The organism is Streptomyces xingningensis (assembly GCF_054957865.1).
Genome location: NZ_JBDJPF010000023.1, coordinates 1 through 15,744, shown reverse-complemented (window position 1 = coordinate 15,744; position 15,744 = coordinate 1). Strand labels below are relative to the sequence as shown.

Below are 15,744 nucleotides of genomic sequence, written 5' to 3'. Positions count from 1 at the left end.
ATCTTGGGAAGCCCGCGCTCAGGCGCGAGGGTGGAGACGTGCCCCCTTTACTGATCTCGGTTCGATATTCAGGTGATTGCCGATGCCGGGCGATGGTCCGAATAACCTCGGCCGTCCCGGACCGCCGTTTGGAAGCTGGAGCCAGCCTTGAAAAGGTACATGCTGCCAATTCCGCTGGAAAAGGCAAGACAGCAACCGGAATGGGAGGACCAGGCGCAAGTACAGCGAGCGCGGGAAACCCTGGCCGGCCGGCCCGGACTCGTCGACGCGGCCGATGTGCGCGCACTGGGTACGCAGCTGGCGAAAGTCAGCGCCGGTGCGGCCGAAGTCATCCAGGCCGGTGACTGCGCCGAGGACCCGGCCGAATGCACGGCGGACGACGTCGCCCGCAAGGCCGCCGTCCTCGATGTGCTCGCCGGTGCGATGAAGCTGGCCGGACGCCGTCCGGTGCTGCGCGTGGGACGGATCGCGGGCCAGTTCGCCAAGCCCCGTTCACAGCCGGCCGAGCGCCTCGGTGGGCAGGAACTGGCCGTATTCCGCGGCCACTTGGTCAATGGGCCGGCCCCGGATGCCGATGAACGGCGCCCGGATCCGCTGCGCCTGGTCACCGGGTACATGGCCGCCGCCGACATCATGACCCACCTCGACCGGAGCCGGGCCGGCGGCATCGAGCCCCCGGTGTGGACCAGTCACGAGGCGCTGCTCCTCGACTATGAACTCCCCTTGCTGCGCCGGACCCTCGACGGGAGGCTGCTGCTCGCGTCGACGCACTGGCCCTGGATCGGGGAGCGTACCCGCCAGGTCGACGGCCCGCATGTGGCACTGCTCGCCCAGGTGATCAACCCTGTCGCGGTCAAGGTGGGACCCGGCGTCGGCGCGGACGAACTGCGGGCGCTGTGCGGGGTGCTGGACCCCGAGCGGCAGCCGGGGCGGCTCACCCTGATCGTCCGGATGGGCGCCGGGACCGTGGCCGAGCGCTTGCCCGGCCTGGTCCGCGCGGTGCGCTCGGCCGGGCATCCGGTGGTATGGCTGACCGACCCCATGCACGCCAACACCGTTGTCACACAGGGCGGTCACAAGACGCGCTACGTACGGACGCTCAGGCGCGAGGTCCGCGAGTTCCGCGCCGTGCTGGCCGAGGCCGGGGCGTTCCCCGGCGGTGTGCACCTGGAGACGACGCCCGACCAGGTCACCGAGTGCGTACTCGACGAGTGGGAGGCCGACCGGGCCGGAAAGGTCTATACGAGCTTCTGCGACCCCCGGCTCACCGTGGACCAGGCGCTCGACGTCCTGGGCGCGTGGGGTGAGACCGGACCCCTGACGATGGCGCCCGAAGCGGCCGTGCCGCGACAAGTGACAGGAGGCTGACCGGAATGACAGGAGTGACCGGAGCAACGGGCATGGCGGGCAAGGTCGCACTCGTCACCGGGGCCGCCGGCGGGATCGGCCGGGCCGTGGTGCGTGCGCTCGCCGAGCAGGGCACGGTCGTGGCCGCCGTCGACCGCGACGGCGGGCTGCGCGAGTGCGTCGCCGAACTGACCCGCTCGGGCCTGCCCGTCACGGCCTACCCCGCCGATGTCACCGACGCCGCCGAGGTCGAGGCGACGGTCGTGGCCGTCGAGGCGCGGCTGGGTCCGGTGGAATATCTGGTCAACGCGGCAGGGCTGCTGCGCATGGGCGAGGTCCGCGAGCTGAGCGGCCGCGACTGGGCGGACATGTTCGCGGTCAACGCGGGCGGAGTCTTCCATGTGTCCCGCGCCGTGGTGGACCGGATGGTGCCGCGCCGCCGTGGCGCCCTCGTCACCGTGGCCTCGAACGCCGCGGCGACGCCACGGGCGAAGATGGCCGGATATGCCGCATCCAAGGCGGCGGCCACCATGTTCACCAAGTCGCTCGGCCTCGAGGTCGCCCCGTACGGCATCCGCTGCAACGTGGTGGCGCCCGGGTCGACCGAGACCCCGATGCTGTGGTCGATGTGGCAGGACGACGGCGGACGCGCACACACGCTCAACGGCAACGCGGCCGACTTCCGGGTGGGCATCCCGCTGGGCAAGACCGCCCGCCCCGAGGACGTGGCCGCCGCGGTGCTCTTCCTGCTGTCCGAACAAGCCGGGCACATCACGCTGCACGACCTCACGGTCGACGGTGGCGCGGCGCTCGGCGCCTGAGTGGAACTTCGAGAGGGAGCTGATCATGACCGGGATCCCCGACATCGCCGCGTACCCGATGCCCGGTGAGCGCGACCTGCCGGCCAACACCGCGCGGTGGACGGTGCGTCCGGACCGTGCCGTCCTGCTGGTACACGACATGCAGCGGTACTTCCTGCGACCGTTCGCCGAGGCGCAGCGCCGCGAGCTGATCGGCAGCGTCGTGCTGCTGCGCGAGCGGTGCGCACGTCTTGGCATACCCGTCGCGTTCACGGCGCAGCCCGGCGGCATGACCGAAGAACAGCGCGGACTCCTCAACGACTTCTGGGGTCCGGGCATGCGCCTCGACCCCGCGGACCGGGCCATCACCGACGAGCTGGCCCCGCGCCCGGGCGACTGTGTGCTCACCAAGTGGCGCTACAGCGCCTTCTTCCGTTCGGACCTGCTGGAGCGAATGCGCGCGCAGGGCCGGGACCAGCTGATCGTCTGCGGAATCTACGCCCACATCGGAGTCCTCTCGACCGCCGTCGACGCGTTCACACACGACATCCAGACCTTCCTCGTGGCCGACGCCGTCGCCGACTTCTCCGCGGAGGAGCACCGGCTCGCCCTCACCTACGCCGCGCGCCGGTGCGCGGTGGTGGCCACCACCCGCGGCCTGCCCGCTGGCCGCGGCACGCTCCTCGGGCACGACACCGCGGCGCCCGTGACGGGGGCCGTCGGATGAGCGCCGAGCAGACGGCGACCCGCGCGGCCGAGGCGCTCCTGGACCGGGTGCTCGCCCCCGAGCCGCCGCCGTTCGCCCTGCTCTACCGTCCGACGGCCACCGGTGCCGATCAGGTGGACATCCTCACCGGCCCCGTCCGCGCGGTGGACCGCGTCGCCGGCCTGCCGGTCCCCGAGTCGCCGCACGGCCCCGCCGGGGCGGACGTGCTGGCGCTGCTGCCGTACCGGCAGCTGGCCGAGCGCGGCTTCCCCGCGCCGGACGACGGGCGGCCGTTGCTCGCCATGACGGTACGGGAGCAGGCCGCACTGGGCCGGGCCGAGCTGCTGGACCGCATCCCGGACGTGCCGATCCGGCTGACGGGCGATCACTTCGACATCGACGACGATGCGTACGCGAACCTGGTGCGCCGGGTCCTCGCCGACGAGATCAGCGCGGGCGCGGGCGCCAACTTCGTCATCAAGCGCCGTTTCCTCGCCGACATCACCGACTACACCCCGGCCACGGCGGCCGCGTTCTTCCGGCGCCTGCTGGCCCGCGAGTCCGGCGTCTACTGGACGTTCCTGATCCACACCGGCGACCGCACCCTGGTCGGAGCCACCCCGGAGCGGCACCTCAGCCTGCACGACGGCACCGCGGTGATGAACCCGATCAGCGGCACCTACCGCTATCCCGCATCCGGGCCCACCCTCACCGGTGTCATGGACTTCCTGGGAGACCGCAAGGAGACGTACGAGCTCTTCATGGTCGTGGACGAGGAACTCAAGATGATGTCCCAGTTCTGCGATGCGGGCGTGCGCGTGGTGGGGCCGTTCCTCAAGGAGATGGCCCGCCTCGCACACACCGAGTACTTCATCGAGGGGCGCACCGAGCGCGACATCCGGGAGATCCTGCGCAGCACCCTGTTCGCCCCGACCGTCATCGGCAGTCCGCTGGAGAGCGCAAGCCGGGTGATCAACCGGTATGAACCACACGGACGTGGCTACTACAGCGGGGTGGTCGCGCTCATCGGCCGGGACGGTCACGGCCGCCGAACCCTGGATTCGTCGATCCTCATCCGCACCGCCGACATCGACTCCGCCGGCCGGATGGCGATCGGGGTGGGCGCCACCCTGGTGCGCGACTCCGAGCCGGAGGCCGAAGTGGCGGAGACGCGGGCGAAGGCGACCGGCCTGCTCACCGCGCTGCGGGCCGCACCAGAGGGCCCCCTGGGACGCCATCCCTCGGTACGGTCCGCGCTGCGGGCCCGCAACGAGGACATCGCGCGCTTCTGGCTGCAGGGGCCCGAGCCCGCGGCGGGCGGCCGTCCGGTGCCGGCCGGGCGCCGGGTCCTGGTCGTCGACGCCGAGGACATGTTCACCTCGATGATCGCCCACCAACTGCGGTCGGCCGGGCTACGGGTGACCGTGCGCCGCTTCGACGAGCCGTACTCCTTCGCCGACCACGACCTCGTCGTGATGGGGCCCGGCCCCGGCAGCCCGCTGGATGTGAGCGAGGCCAGGATCGCCCATCTGCACGACGGAATGGGCCGATTGCTCGCCGAGCGTCATCCGTTCCTGGCGGTCTGCCTGAGCCACCAGGTCCTCAGCCACCGGCTCGGCCTGGACGTGCGGCGCCGCGACACACCCCACCAGGGGGTGCAGAAGGACATCGACCTCTTCGGCCGCCGCGAGCGCGTGGGCTTCTACAACAGCTTTGTGGCACACAGTGCGTCCGACCGGCTGAGTCCGGTGGGCGTCGGCCCGGTGGAGGTCTGCCGGGACGCCGTCACCGGCGAGGTGCACGCGCTGCGCGGCCCGCACTTCGCCGGAGTGCAGTTCCACGCCGAGTCGGTGCTCACCCACGATGGAGTGCGCATTCTCGGCACGCTGCTGACCGGCGCGCTCGACGGGTCGCGGCCCCCCGTCCGGTTGTGAACCACGGGTGGGAACTCCCGTCGCAAGCACGGGAGTTCCCACCTTTTCCAGGGCGCCGCCGCCCGGCGGTCTCACGCCGTGCTCAACACCACCCGCCTGCCGTGCAGTTCGCCCGCCTCCAGCATGCGGTGGGCTTCGGCGGTGGCGCTCAGCGGCAGGGTGCGCACCTCCCGCGGCCGGAGACGGCCGTCGGTCAGCAGGCCGTTGACGCAGTGGGCCGCCGCGGCGAGTTCGGCGACGGTGGCCCTGGTGATGGCGAACCCGACGACCGACCGGTCCTGCACATACAGCGGGCCGACGGGCAGCGAGGGCGTGGTGGGCAGCCCGGCGAGCAGGACGATCCGGCCCCGCCAGGCCAGCAGGCCGACGGCGGTGGCCAGGTCGTTGACACCCGCCGCGTCCAGGTAGAGGTCGACCCCTTTCGGGCACGCCCGGGACAGCCGTGCGCCGAGGTCGTCGCCACCGCGGGCGACCACCGTGTCGGCGCCCAGCGCACGGCAGTACGCGGCGTCATGTTCCTGGGCGACGGCCACCACCCGGGCGCCCGCCCCCGCCGCGATGGCCACCATGGCGGCCCCGACGTTGCCCGCCGCCCCGATGACCACCACGGTCGTCCCGGCGCGCAGCCCGCCGTGGGTCACCAGGCCCAGGTAAGCGGTGGCGGCGGGGTGCAGGAGTGTCACCGCGGTCTCCGGAGCCGCGCCGTTCGGCAGTCGGTAGAGCCGCTCGGCCGGCACGACCGCCCGCTCGGCCGCGGCGCCCTGTCTGCCGCCGTGACCGAGGCTGTTGCACCACACCCGCTCGCCCGGCTCGAACCCCGTCACCCCGTGGCCCACGGCGGCGACCCGGCCGACCAGGTCGCGGCCGACCACAAACGGGAACTCCATGGGCTCGTTCACCGCGCCGGACCGTATGAAGGTGTCGACATGATTGGCCGTCGTCACCTCGACGTCCACCAGCACGTCGTGCGCACCCGGTCGTGGATCGGGCAGTTCACCGAATCGTATGGAATGTGCGGGGCCGAATGCATTGATATACGCAGCACGCATGCCGAGCATCTTCCCGGAGGATTTCGTTTCGGCCGCCCAGTCGGCCGATCAGCCATGGAATGTGTCAACTCCGGTCTGATACCGGGCCGATGCCGTGACGCACTTGACTGATTGCCTCAGCCGTCGTTGCCAGCGGTCCGCCGGCGATTCCAGGATCGAATCGTGCTCTGTCGAACATGCTCGGCTCATTGCCGTGACGGCTTCAGCGCTCCCGCAAGTCCACGGCGGTCCGGAGTGACGAAGGGATGCTCGGAATGAACGCGACGGCGTACGAGATCGCGGTTATCGGCGCAGGTCCTCGCGGGCTTGCCGTGCTGGAGAGGCTGTGCGCCAACGAGCGGGCGCGGCCGTCCCACTCGCGGGTGCTCGTCCATGTCGTCGATTCGGCCCGGCCCGGCGCCGGTGCGGTGTGGCGCACCGATCAGTCGCGGCACCTGCTGGCGAATACCGTCGCCTCCCAGATCACCGTCTATTCCGACGCGGCATCCCGCATCGAAGGGCCGATCGAACCCGGGCCGAGCCTGTATGAATGGGCCGCGTCACTCGCCGTGCCCCAGCCGCACGGCAGTGCGGTCAATCATGCGTATGAGGCCGGCCTGCTGGCCGAGGCACGGTCACTGGAGCCGAATTCCTATCCGACGCGTGCCTTGTGCGGACGGTACTTCGCCGACTGTTTCCGCCGTGTCCTGGACGGCGCACCCGCCCATGTCGAGATCCGGGTTCACCAGTCGCGCGCCGTGGCCATGGCCGACACCCACGGATATCCGGGCGGGCCACAAGGGGTCCGCCTCGCCAACGGAACACGGCTGAACCACCTGGACGCCGTCGTGCTCACCCTGGGCCATCTGCCGGCCCGGCCGACCCCGCAGGAGGAGCGCACCGCGAGCCTGTCCCGGATCAATCACCTGATCTATCTTCCCCCCGCCAACCCCGCCGACGCCGGCCTCGACGGCATCCCGGCCGGGGAACCGGTGCTGCTGCGGGGTCTCGGGCTGTGCTTCTTCGACTATCTCGCGCTGTTCACGCTCGGCCGCGGCGGCCGCTTCGACCGGGACGGTGACGAGCTGGTGTACCGGCCCAGCGGCAAAGAGCCGGTGCTGTACGCCAGTTCGCGGCGGGGTGTGCCCTTCCACTCCCGGGGCGAGAACGAGAAGGGGGCACACGGCCGTTACCTGCCGCGCCTCCTCACGGCCGGCCACATAGCCGGCCTGCGCTCCCGAGCCGGCGGCGGGGCCCCGCTGCTGTCCTTCAAGAAGGACCTGTGGCCGCTCATCGCGCGCGAGGTGGAGACCGTCTACTACGAGACCCTGCTGACCTGCCGCCAACGGGCCGGCGAACGAGCGGCGTTCGCCGAAAGCTACCTGGCCTGCACGGCGCCGGCCGAGTGCGAGGCCGTGCTGGACGCCTACCGCATCCCGGCCGCGGACCGGTGGGACTGGAACACGGTCACCGACTCCGCGCGGGAGCGGAAGTTCGCCGACCGCCATGACTTCCGCACCTGGCTGCTCGGACGGTTGGACGACGATGTCCGACAGGCGCGCCAGGGCAATGTCAGCGGCCCGCTCAAGGCCGCTCTCGATGTCCTGCGCGACCTGCGCAACGAGGTGCGCCTCGCGGTCGACCAGGGCGGCCTGGAGGGGACGTCGCACCGTGACGAGCTGGAACGCTGGTACACGCCGCTCAACGCGTTCCTCTCCATCGGCCCGCCACCGAGGCGCGTCGAGGAGATGATCGCGCTGATCAAAGCCGGCGTCCTGGAGCTGACCGGCCCGGACACCCGGATCAGGATCGACACCCGGGGCCGTTCGTTCGTGGCCGGCTCCGACACGGTCCCCGGACCCACCATCCGTGCCCATGTCCTCATCGAGGCGCGGCTGCCGGAACCGGACCTGCGGCGCACCGCCGACCCGCTGCTGCAACACCTGCTCAACACCGAGGCGTGTGCCCCCTACCGCATCGGCACCGCGGACGGCGGCGCGTACGAGACCGGCGGGCTGGCGGTGACGGAGCGGCCGTACCGGCTGACCGACGCCCAGGGGCGGGCACACCCGCGGCGCTTTGCGTATGGCGTGCCGACCGAGTCGGTGCACTGGGTGACGGCGGCCGGGATCCGGCCCGGCGTGGACTCGGTGACCATCGCCGACGCCGACGCGATCGCGCGCGCCGTGCTCGCCCTGGGCACCAGCGCGGCCGAAGCCGGTACGGCGGCCGAGAGCGATCGCACCGAGGTCGTGGTGTGAGCGAGTCATCCGCCGGCGCCGTCGCCCAGGCGGCCGGTCTGCACACCATGGACGCCGGACTGCTGTCGCCGGTACGCGCCGGAACCCCCGTGGAGCACGCCGTGTCCGACGCCGCGTGGGTGCAGGCCATGCTGGATGCCGAGGCCGCGCTCGCCCGTGCCCAGGCCGCCGTCGGCGTCGTGCCGCCGTCGGCCGCGCAGGCCATCACCGCCGCCGCCCGGGCCGACCGGCTGGACCTGCGGACCCTGGCGGTGGACGCGCGCGAGAGCGCCAACCCCGTGGTCGGCCTGGTCCGGGCCCTGACCCGGGCGGTGTCCGCCGTGGACCCGGCCGCCGCCGAGTATGTGCACTGCGGCTCGACCAGCCAGGACATCTTCGACACCGCCGCGATGCTCATCGCCCGCAGTGCGCTGCGACTGCTGCACAAGGACCTGGCCCGGGTCGCGGCCGCGCTCGCGGGCCTCGCCCGCGAACACCGTGACACGGTGCTTCCCGGACGCACCTTGGCACTTCAGGCCGTGCCCACCACCTTTGGGCTCAAGGCCGCCGGGTGGCGGCGGCTGGTGCTCGACACCGACGCCCGGGTGGCCACCGTCCTGTCGGCGCTGCCCATCTCACTCGGCGGCGCCGCGGGCACGATGGCCGGATATGTGGAGTACGGCGCCGACGCGGAACGCCTGATGTCGGCGTTCGCCACCGAGACCGGGCTGAGCGTGCCGGTGCTGCCGTGGCACACACTGCGCACCCCGGTCGCCGACCTCGCCGCCGTGCTGGCACACGGCGCCGGGGCGCTCGGCAAGTTCGCGGTCGATGTGCAGTCGCTCACCCGCACCGAGGTCGGCGAGGTCGTCGAGCCGCACCTGCCCGGACGCGGCAGTTCCTCGGCCATGCCGCAGAAGCGCAACCCGGTGCTGGCCACGCTGATTCGCAGCGCCGCGCTGCAAGTCCCGGCACTGGCCGCCGTACTGACCCAGTGCATGCTCACCGAGGACGAGCGCTCGGCCGGCGCATGGCACGCGGAGTGGCAACCACTGCGCGAATGCCTGCGCCTGACGGGCGGCGCCGCGCACACGGCGGTGGAGCTGGCCGAGGGCCTGGTGGTGCGGCCGGAGCGGATGCGCGCCAACCTCGCGCTCACCGGCGGTCAGATCGCCGCCGAGCGCCTGGTGGCCGCGCTGGCCCCGCTGCTGGGCAAGGGCGCCGCGCGAGACCTGCTCAACCGTGCCGCCGAGGCGGCGGAACGGCACGGCCGGCCACTGGCCGAGCAGCTCGGGACGGCGCCCGAGCTCGCGGCCCGGATCGACCCGGCGGAGCTCGCCCGGTTGTGCGACCCCACCGGTTATGTCGGCGCCGCGGCCACCCTCGTGGAGCGGTCCCTGGCCCCCGGCGCCGAGGCCTGACGGAACCACCTCGGCCCTGACGCCGGTGACGACGCCCCTGACCGTCGTCCCGCCTCGGAACCCGGACCGCCTTCGACGTCGTCGAAGGCGGCGAGCAAATGCCCCATTCCGGCAGAGGCACTTCCTCGGGTCACCATGGAATCCTCGGTCGGCCACGATGCTGACCAGTCTGACCTTGCTCATGACCAGCTGACCGGCCGACAGCCTTGCGCGGCACCTGGGCGGTGCGTTTGGATTTTTCAGAGCCTTCGGGGCCGGGAGAAGCCAAGGCCGCTTGAATCATCGGCGACGAATGCAGCCTTGCCGCTCCTGAGACCGGCCATCAGCGGCACAATGCGGCCGGAACAAAGGGGGAGAAATGAACGAGCGTCGAAAGCTTCGGGAACCGGCGAGCCGTCGGGACTCTTTACCCCGCTGACCGTGGCGCACCATGGATCGCCCGCCTCCGAGGCGATCGATGGTCCGACTGGCTCAGCAATTCGTTCCCATTTCAATTCGGCCCGGAATTCATGGACATGCGCGCAGTGAGCACGCTCGGCTGCGCGGTCCTGCCGGGCACGCGCCCGAGCGCCAACCCACCCGTGCGGCACCTGGACGGAGCGCCCGGCAGCCGGTGATCCGGCCGCCTCCGCGTACCACAGGTGATCCATCACATCTTCCGGAACTCTTCCGAACAGCAAGTCTCCGAGCCTACGCACCCGCGTGCGCCGACGATGCCGCACGCGCTGACGACCGGCACTGTGCCACCGCACCCCGCGATGGCGCACACCGTCGACCCCCCACCGGATTCAGCTGCGCCCTCATCCATGCCTTCGCGCAATGCAGGGCCGCCTCCTGCTCTCGCCCCCCACATCCATCCATGGCAACCACGCACCCTGTGTGCGCACCGCAACTCGCCCCAAAACCGCACGAGTCACAGAAGCACAAGCGACCTTGACAAGCGCACTCGACCGGAGCCCCGGATACGAGCTGCACAACACACAAGGAGAAGTGACATGACTCTTGTAAGTGGCGAACCACATGGCATCGACTTTCCGGGTTCCTTAGCAAATGGAGCCGATCCCGACGCGACCAGGCGAGTGGCCCTCGACCGGTCGGTGGCGGAGCTGTCTCCCATAGCCTTCTCCTCGCTGCCGCGGGCCGATCAACGCCGAAAAGGCCTGATGTATCTGCGCGGCCTCCTGGGAGCGACGGGGAGGAAGTCGGTAAGGAACATTGCGGCCTTCCTGGGAGAACAGGTCAACGATCAGGGCCTGCACCACTTCATCAACGACTCCACCTGGGAATGGGACCCCATGCGAGAAGCCCTGGGTCGCTATCTGGTCGGCCGACTGCCCCCACAGGCATGCGTGTTGCACCTCATGGTCATCCCGAAATCGGGCACCCACTCCGCGGGTGTGGCCCGGACGTTCTCATGGGAACGCGGCCAAGCCGTCACCGCACAGCAGGCGATAGGGGTGTGGGGTGTGTCCGCACACACGGCGACCCCGCTGAACTGGTGGCTGCACATGCCCTCTCACCGGCCGCGAGGCGACGGGGCCTCGGTGCCGCACGAGGCGGGCCCGACGACACCGGAGGATTCGATGGTGCGGGCCTACCTCGAAACGGCAGCACGCCTCCGCCTGCCACAGTGCCCGGTGATTTTGAACGCCGAGCGGCTGGACGGCATCAGACTGGTCACCAAGCTCGGCGCGGCGGGACTGAGGCATATCTCCAGCATCGCCAAGGACACCTGGCTGCTGCCCAACGACCCCACGCTGCCCGGTTGGGGCGAGAGTCCGCTGCAGGCAGGCCAGATCGCACAGCTGGCCAAGACGGGCCGCAAACGCGTGGCCCTGATCCCCTCAGGAACCCCGGACGCCATGGAACTCGTCGCCGCCGTACGAGTCCGCCTTCCGGCCGTGCTCGACACGACGGAACGCGCCCACGGAAGCGGGGACTTCCTCCTGCTGGGCGTCGGCCGTGGCGGCCCGCAGTGGCCTGAGAAACTCTGGCTGACCGACATGGCGACGACCGACCACGCCACCCTGCTGCGCTTCGTGGGACTCAGCCGACGGGTCGAGTGCCGCGGTGTGCCACGCGCCGAGCGCGTGGGCATCCGGGACTTCGTCGGCCGCTCGTTCGCAGGCTGGCACCGCCACGCCACCCTCGCCACGGTCGCCCACGCGGTCACGGAGCTGGCCGAGCACAGACTGGCGAGCTGCCCCGTCTGACCTGCGGCCCACTGCCGGCCCCGCGGGGGTGGGAACGGCCACCATGATCCGGTGGATCCTCGGTTCGTCCAGCCGGGGATCCACCGCTCCCACCTCAAGCTCCCACCACGACTGTGGTTCGCGCGGTTCAGCGGACCCTTCCCCGCGGTTTGAGCGCCACCGGCGGCAGTTCGGGGGCGGGCAGCCGGTCCCCGTCGTACCCGTGCACCGCACCGAAGCGGGAGCCGGTCATCCAGTCCGTACGGGCCTGTGCGACATCCTCGTGGGACCGGCCCACGAAGTTCCACCACATCACGATCCGCTCCTCGAAGGGCTCGCCGCCGAGCAGCATGAAGGCACTGTCCACATCGGCCCGCAGCGGCAGTTCGGAGCGGCCGCAGCCGAGGTAGAGCATGGACCCGGGAGCCAGCCGCACCCCGTCGATCTCCGCCTCGCCGGACATGGTCAGCGCCGCGTACTCGAAGTCCGGCCGCACGGGGAGGCGGGCGGAGGAGCCCGCGGGCAGGGTGACGTCCGCGCCCACGATCGGGGTGAAGGTGGTGGCGGGGGAGCCGGTGCCGTCCAGTTCACCCATGATGACGGTCGCGTCGATGCCGCCCCCGGCCACCCGGGGCAGCTCGCCATGGTGCTCCCAGGTGGGCGCCGTGTGCCGGTGCGCATCGGGCAGTGCCACCCACAACTGCGCACCGTGCAACAGGCGGGCATGCTCGCGGGGCGACTCCTCGGAGTGTGAGATCGCCCGCCCCGAGGTCATCAGCCCCAGCTCGCCCGGGCGCAGCGTCTGCAGACTGCCGAGGCTGTCGCGGTGCAACACCTCGCCCTCGCGCAGCCAGCTGACGGTCTGCAGGCCCAGGTGCGGATGGGGTGGAACCTGCATGCCGGGCTCGTCGGCGATGTCATCCGGCCCGTAGTGGTCGACGAAGCACCAGGCGCCGACCATCCGGCGGCCGAGGCTCGGCAGCAGGCGTCGCACGACGGTGCTTTCGCCGAGCGGCACATTCTTGGCGGGCAGCAGGTCGTGAACGGGCCGAGCGGTGATGTGGTCGCGGCCGCCGCAGAGAGTGGGGGAGGGCTTGAGGTCGAGGTTGCTCATGGGTGCACTCTGCCAGGGCGGGCATCGGTTGAGGACGGTGGTCACCGGTTGTCCGGCGGGGTTCCCGGTCGGAGCCCGGCCGTAAGGATTTGGGATCATGAGGTGTGACCCGAATCCTGACCAGAAGTGACCTGGAAGCCGTGCTGGAGCCCGGGCCCTGCGCGGCTGCCCTGGAAGAAGGCTTTCGCGGCGCCGACCGCTCGTCGGTGACCGGGCAGCGAGTGCGCACCGACCTGCCGTTCCCCGGCACGGCCACCGCACTGATCCCCGGGCTGTTGCCCGGCATCGACGCGTACACGGTGAAGGTGAACGCCAAGTTCCCCGGCGGGGATCCGGCCCTCCGTGGGGTGATCTGCCTGCACAGCGGACGCGATGGTGAGCTCCTCGCGCTGCTGGATTCCGCCACCATCACCGCCTGGCGCACCGGACTGGCCGCGGCCCTGGGCACTCATGTCCTCGCCGGTCCCGACCCGGGCGGTGAGCTGGTGCTCGGGGTGGTGGGCGCGGGCGCGCAGGCCGAGCTCATGGTCCGTGGGCTGCGCGGCATGCGGCGGTTTCGCGCCGTCGTCGTGCAGGACACGGATCCGGCCCGGGCCGCCGCCTTCGCCGCCCGGCACGGCGGGCGCGTACTCGCCGCTCCGGGAGAGGTGGCCGCTGCCGCCGATGTCGTCCTGCTGGCGACCTGGTCGCGCACGCCGTTGCTGCACCTCGCCGACACCCGGCCGGGACAGCACTTCACCTCGCTGGGGGCCGATGAGCCCGGGAAGCAAGAGCTCTCCGCCGACCTGCTGACTTCCGCGCTCCTGGTGGTCGATGACCGTGAGCTGGCCGCCGCCATGGGGGCCCTGGCGGCGGCGGGACTTCCCGCCACGGCCGCCGGGGCCACCCTCGGCGAGATCCTGCGCGGCGAGCACCCCGGCCGCGGCGCCCAGCCGACGCGATCCATCTATGCCCCGGTCGGGCTTCCCTGGCAGGATCTCGCTCTTGCCTGGCTCGCGTATCAGCAGGCCGAACGGCGTGGCGTGGGAACGCATATCGACCTGCTCGGCTGATCGGGAGCGCCCGCGCCGACGGTCAAGCGGTGAAAACGCGGTCGAGTTGGCGGTCGACCAGGGCCAGCGCCTCCTCGGGGGTCCGCTGCCCGAGCAGCACCCTGGTCTGCAGGCCATCGGTGCCGGCCAGGAGGAACTCGGCCTCGGCGACGGGGTCGACGGCCGAGGGCACCTGGCCCAGCTCCTGGCCCTGGGCGATCAGCCCGGCGATCAGGGCCTCGAGCGCGGGGGGCGCGTCGCGGGCCACCGCCGCGAGGCCGGGGTCGGTCAGAAATCTCACGAAGTACGCCACATACACCAGATGCCGGGTCCGCCGCTCCTCGTCCAGCGGGAGCATTTCCATCAGTACCCCGCGCACGATCGCCCGCGGCCCGGGGTCGTCGCCGAGGGCCAGCACGCGCTGCCGGGCCTGTTGTTCGGCATCGGTGTTCAGTATCTCCAGCGCGGTGAGCAGCAGGCCGTCGCGGGTGCCGAAATAGTACTGGACCAGCCGTACGGAGACCCCGGCCTCGGCGGCCACCTGCCGCAGGGTGACGTCCTCCAGCCCGCCCTGGCAGGCCAGTCGCCACACGGCCTCGGCGATCTGGCGACGACGCTGGTCGTGATCTGCCTGTCGGGGCATGGGAACTCGTCCTTTCGTGCCTCACGGTGGCGGGCCTCGCGAGTGTTATGGTTCGATCGTATCAAAACGGTGCGGGCGGGCCGTCGTCCGCGGTCGCGGCCCAGGGGCCGACGGGGAGTGAGGTAGCGATGAAACCAGTGGCAGGGCAGGTCGTCGGCATGATCCTTTTGGTGCTGGGGGGCCAGGGCGCCATCCGGCTATTGGTCGACCACGGCAACTCCGGGATCCTCGGCTGGGTTTCGGGCGGGTTCATGGTACGGATGATCTGCTACGCGGCGATCACCGTGGTGGGGGTGTCCCTGGCCGTCTGGGGGAGCAACGCGCGGACGAAGAAGGCCGGGCAGGGAGCGTGACCGCCGGGGCCGGCTGTGTCGTCGGCCCCGCGTCCGGCCGGGGCCCAGGGCCCTCATGACGGATCAGGCGTGGAGAATGGGGGCATGAGAGAGATCGTCAACTCCCAGGAGCTGTACGCCTGGTGCGGGGATGACCTGCTGTGCAGATGGGCGGCCCAAGATCGGGACGGGCGGGTCCGTGCCTGGGCGAGCGAGGACCGTCGTGCAATGGTCGCCGCACGGCCGGCCCTCTCGGGGCGTGACCGGCTTGTGGTGTGGGGAGCCGACGATGCCGCGGTGCCCCTGGTGCGTGAGGTGCTGGCGGAAGTCGGCCCCGCCTACCGGCCGTTCGGCGATGGCGCGGTGATCGATGCGCTGGTCCGCGAGATACCGGCCCTGACGGAGGTCGGCGGCTTCGGCTGGATGGACTGTACGGAGACGGTCGATCCCACCGCCGTTGCGGACGGGGCCGAGTGGCTGCCGCAGGAGGCGCTGCCCGCGGTGAGTGCTCTGGTGGAGGCCCACTTCCCCGCCTCGCATGCGAAACCGGGAGTCCCGGGCGTCGAGCGCTGGGCCGGGGTGCGGGACGATGCCGGCCGGCTGGCCGCGGTGGGGGCGTTGGCCTGGTCCGCTCCGACGGTGGGATTCCTCTCGGGCGTCGCGGTGCGGCCCGAGGCCCGCAACCAGGGGATGGGGCGGCGGATCTGCGGATTCCTGCTCGCCGAGGCGCTGAGGTCGTACGGGGCGGCCGGGCTCATGGTGGACGACTGGAATCATTCCGCCGTGCGGCTGTACCGGGGCATGGGCATGCGCTACCGGGCCCTGCGGGCCGCCGCCGTCGAGCCGGCCGCCGGCCCCTCGGCCCGGAGGCCGAAGGGCCGCGGCGGCGCCTAGGAGTGTGCTGAAGATCTAGGCCGGATCAGCGAGCGGCGTCCGGTGCGTGCAGCTGCAAGGCG

The 15,744-nt window shown here is 71.4% G+C and carries 14 protein-coding genes; 10 read left to right on the top strand and 4 right to left on the bottom strand.

Going from position 1 to position 15,744, the window contains the following annotated elements; genetic code table 11:
- Nucleotides 1–159: 159 nt before the first annotated feature.
- From ABCR83_RS14365 to ABCR83_RS14350, 4 genes are read left to right on the top strand one after another with little or no spacing between them, the layout of a single operon-like run.
- Nucleotides 160–1,368: a 3-deoxy-7-phosphoheptulonate synthase gene (locus tag ABCR83_RS14365; RefSeq protein WP_462695358.1), complete on the top strand. Its 1,209-nt coding sequence runs from the start codon at nt 160–162 to the stop codon at nt 1,366–1,368.
- Nucleotides 1,369–1,400: 32 nt separating this feature from the next.
- Nucleotides 1,401–2,168 (top strand): 2,3-dihydro-2,3-dihydroxybenzoate dehydrogenase, encoded by a 768-nt coding sequence (locus ABCR83_RS14360; RefSeq protein ID WP_462695423.1) that lies wholly within the window; start codon nt 1,401–1,403, stop codon nt 2,166–2,168.
- Between the two features lie 25 nt (nt 2,169–2,193).
- On the top strand, nt 2,194–2,874 hold the full coding sequence (locus ABCR83_RS14355; RefSeq protein ID WP_462695357.1) for an isochorismatase family protein: 681 nt from the start codon (nt 2,194–2,196) through the stop codon (nt 2,872–2,874).
- The gene (locus ABCR83_RS14350; protein ID WP_462695356.1) at nt 2,871–4,787 is read left to right on the top strand and encodes an anthranilate synthase family protein; all 1,917 of its coding nucleotides are present in this window, start codon (nt 2,871–2,873) and stop codon (nt 4,785–4,787) included. Before ABCR83_RS14355 ends, ABCR83_RS14350 begins: the two co-directional genes overlap by 4 nt.
- 71 nt (nt 4,788–4,858) lie before the next feature.
- Here the strand turns inward: ABCR83_RS14350 and ABCR83_RS14345 are convergent, their stop codons facing one another.
- Nucleotides 4,859–5,836, bottom strand: a complete 978-nt coding sequence (locus ABCR83_RS14345) for an NADPH:quinone reductase (RefSeq protein ID WP_462695355.1) — start codon at nt 5,834–5,836, stop codon at nt 4,859–4,861.
- Nucleotides 5,837–6,090: 254 nt separating this feature from the next.
- Here ABCR83_RS14345 and ABCR83_RS14340 point away from each other — a divergent pair, with 254 nt between their 5' ends.
- Together ABCR83_RS14340 and ABCR83_RS14335 are read left to right on the top strand one after the other, a co-directional pair.
- Nucleotides 6,091–8,076 (top strand): FAD/NAD(P)-binding protein, encoded by a 1,986-nt coding sequence (locus tag ABCR83_RS14340; protein ID WP_462695354.1) that lies wholly within the window; start codon nt 6,091–6,093, stop codon nt 8,074–8,076.
- Nucleotides 8,073–9,476: a nitrosuccinate lyase gene (locus tag ABCR83_RS14335; RefSeq protein ID WP_462695353.1), complete on the top strand. Its 1,404-nt coding sequence runs from the start codon at nt 8,073–8,075 to the stop codon at nt 9,474–9,476. The genes ABCR83_RS14340 and ABCR83_RS14335 overlap by 4 nt, the downstream gene beginning before the upstream one ends.
- 239 nt (nt 9,477–9,715) lie before the next feature.
- Here ABCR83_RS14335 and ABCR83_RS14330 read toward each other — a convergent pair whose 3' ends face one another.
- Nucleotides 9,716–10,156: a hypothetical protein gene (locus tag ABCR83_RS14330; protein WP_462695352.1), complete on the bottom strand. Its 441-nt coding sequence runs from the start codon at nt 10,154–10,156 to the stop codon at nt 9,716–9,718.
- 315 nt (nt 10,157–10,471) lie between these two features.
- On the opposite strand from ABCR83_RS14330, the gene ABCR83_RS14325 reads away from it, so the two are divergent.
- Nucleotides 10,472–11,689 carry an IS701 family transposase gene (locus tag ABCR83_RS14325; protein ID WP_462695351.1) on the top strand — a complete coding sequence of 406 codons (1,218 nt, stop codon included), beginning with the start codon at nt 10,472–10,474 and terminating at the stop codon, nt 11,687–11,689.
- Nucleotides 11,690–11,816: 127 nt separating this feature from the next.
- Here ABCR83_RS14325 and ABCR83_RS14320 read toward each other — a convergent pair whose 3' ends face one another.
- A complete protein-coding gene (locus tag ABCR83_RS14320; RefSeq protein WP_462695350.1) occupies nt 11,817–12,782 on the bottom strand; it encodes a pirin family protein in 966 nt (321 codons plus the stop codon).
- 104 nt (nt 12,783–12,886) lie between these two features.
- On the opposite strand from ABCR83_RS14320, the gene ABCR83_RS14315 reads away from it, so the two are divergent.
- Nucleotides 12,887–13,834, top strand: a complete 948-nt coding sequence (locus ABCR83_RS14315) for an ornithine cyclodeaminase family protein (protein ID WP_462695349.1) — start codon at nt 12,887–12,889, stop codon at nt 13,832–13,834.
- A gap of 22 nt (nt 13,835–13,856) precedes the next feature.
- On the opposite strand, the gene ABCR83_RS14310 is transcribed toward ABCR83_RS14315, so the two are convergent.
- Entirely contained in the window at nt 13,857–14,456 is a 600-nt protein-coding gene (locus ABCR83_RS14310) for a TetR/AcrR family transcriptional regulator (protein WP_462695348.1), read from the bottom strand.
- A gap of 128 nt (nt 14,457–14,584) precedes the next feature.
- Between ABCR83_RS14310 and ABCR83_RS14305 the strand changes: the two genes are divergently transcribed.
- Together ABCR83_RS14305 and ABCR83_RS14300 are read left to right on the top strand one after the other, a co-directional pair.
- Nucleotides 14,585–14,809: a hypothetical protein gene (locus tag ABCR83_RS14305; protein ID WP_462695347.1), complete on the top strand. Its 225-nt coding sequence runs from the start codon at nt 14,585–14,587 to the stop codon at nt 14,807–14,809.
- An 84-nt stretch (nt 14,810–14,893) separates the two neighbouring features.
- A complete protein-coding gene (locus tag ABCR83_RS14300) occupies nt 14,894–15,682 on the top strand; it encodes a GNAT family N-acetyltransferase (protein ID WP_462695346.1) in 789 nt (262 codons plus the stop codon).
- Nucleotides 15,683–15,744 lie beyond the last annotated feature (62 nt).

Bases quoted from the DNA above. Each gene is read 5' to 3' on its own strand.
- ABCR83_RS14310 (WP_462695348.1), bottom strand. From the start codon at position 14,456: ATGCCCCGACAGGCAGATCACGACCAGCGTCGTCGCCAGATCGCCGAG.
- ABCR83_RS14355 (WP_462695357.1), top strand. From the start codon at position 2,194: ATGACCGGGATCCCCGACATCGCCGCGTACCCGATGCCCGGTGAGCGC.
- ABCR83_RS14340 (WP_462695354.1), top strand. From the start codon at position 6,091: ATGAACGCGACGGCGTACGAGATCGCGGTTATCGGCGCAGGTCCTCGC.
- ABCR83_RS14360 (WP_462695423.1), top strand. From the start codon at position 1,401: ATGGCGGGCAAGGTCGCACTCGTCACCGGGGCCGCCGGCGGGATCGGC.
- ABCR83_RS14365 (WP_462695358.1), top strand. From the start codon at position 160: ATGCTGCCAATTCCGCTGGAAAAGGCAAGACAGCAACCGGAATGGGAG.
- ABCR83_RS14350 (WP_462695356.1), top strand. From the start codon at position 2,871: ATGAGCGCCGAGCAGACGGCGACCCGCGCGGCCGAGGCGCTCCTGGAC.
- ABCR83_RS14325 (WP_462695351.1), top strand. From the start codon at position 10,472: ATGACTCTTGTAAGTGGCGAACCACATGGCATCGACTTTCCGGGTTCC.
- ABCR83_RS14305 (WP_462695347.1), top strand. From the start codon at position 14,585: ATGAAACCAGTGGCAGGGCAGGTCGTCGGCATGATCCTTTTGGTGCTG.
- ABCR83_RS14320 (WP_462695350.1), bottom strand. From the start codon at position 12,782: ATGAGCAACCTCGACCTCAAGCCCTCCCCCACTCTCTGCGGCGGCCGC.
- ABCR83_RS14345 (WP_462695355.1), bottom strand. From the start codon at position 5,836: ATGCGTGCTGCGTATATCAATGCATTCGGCCCCGCACATTCCATACGA.
- ABCR83_RS14300 (WP_462695346.1), top strand. From the start codon at position 14,894: ATGAGAGAGATCGTCAACTCCCAGGAGCTGTACGCCTGGTGCGGGGAT.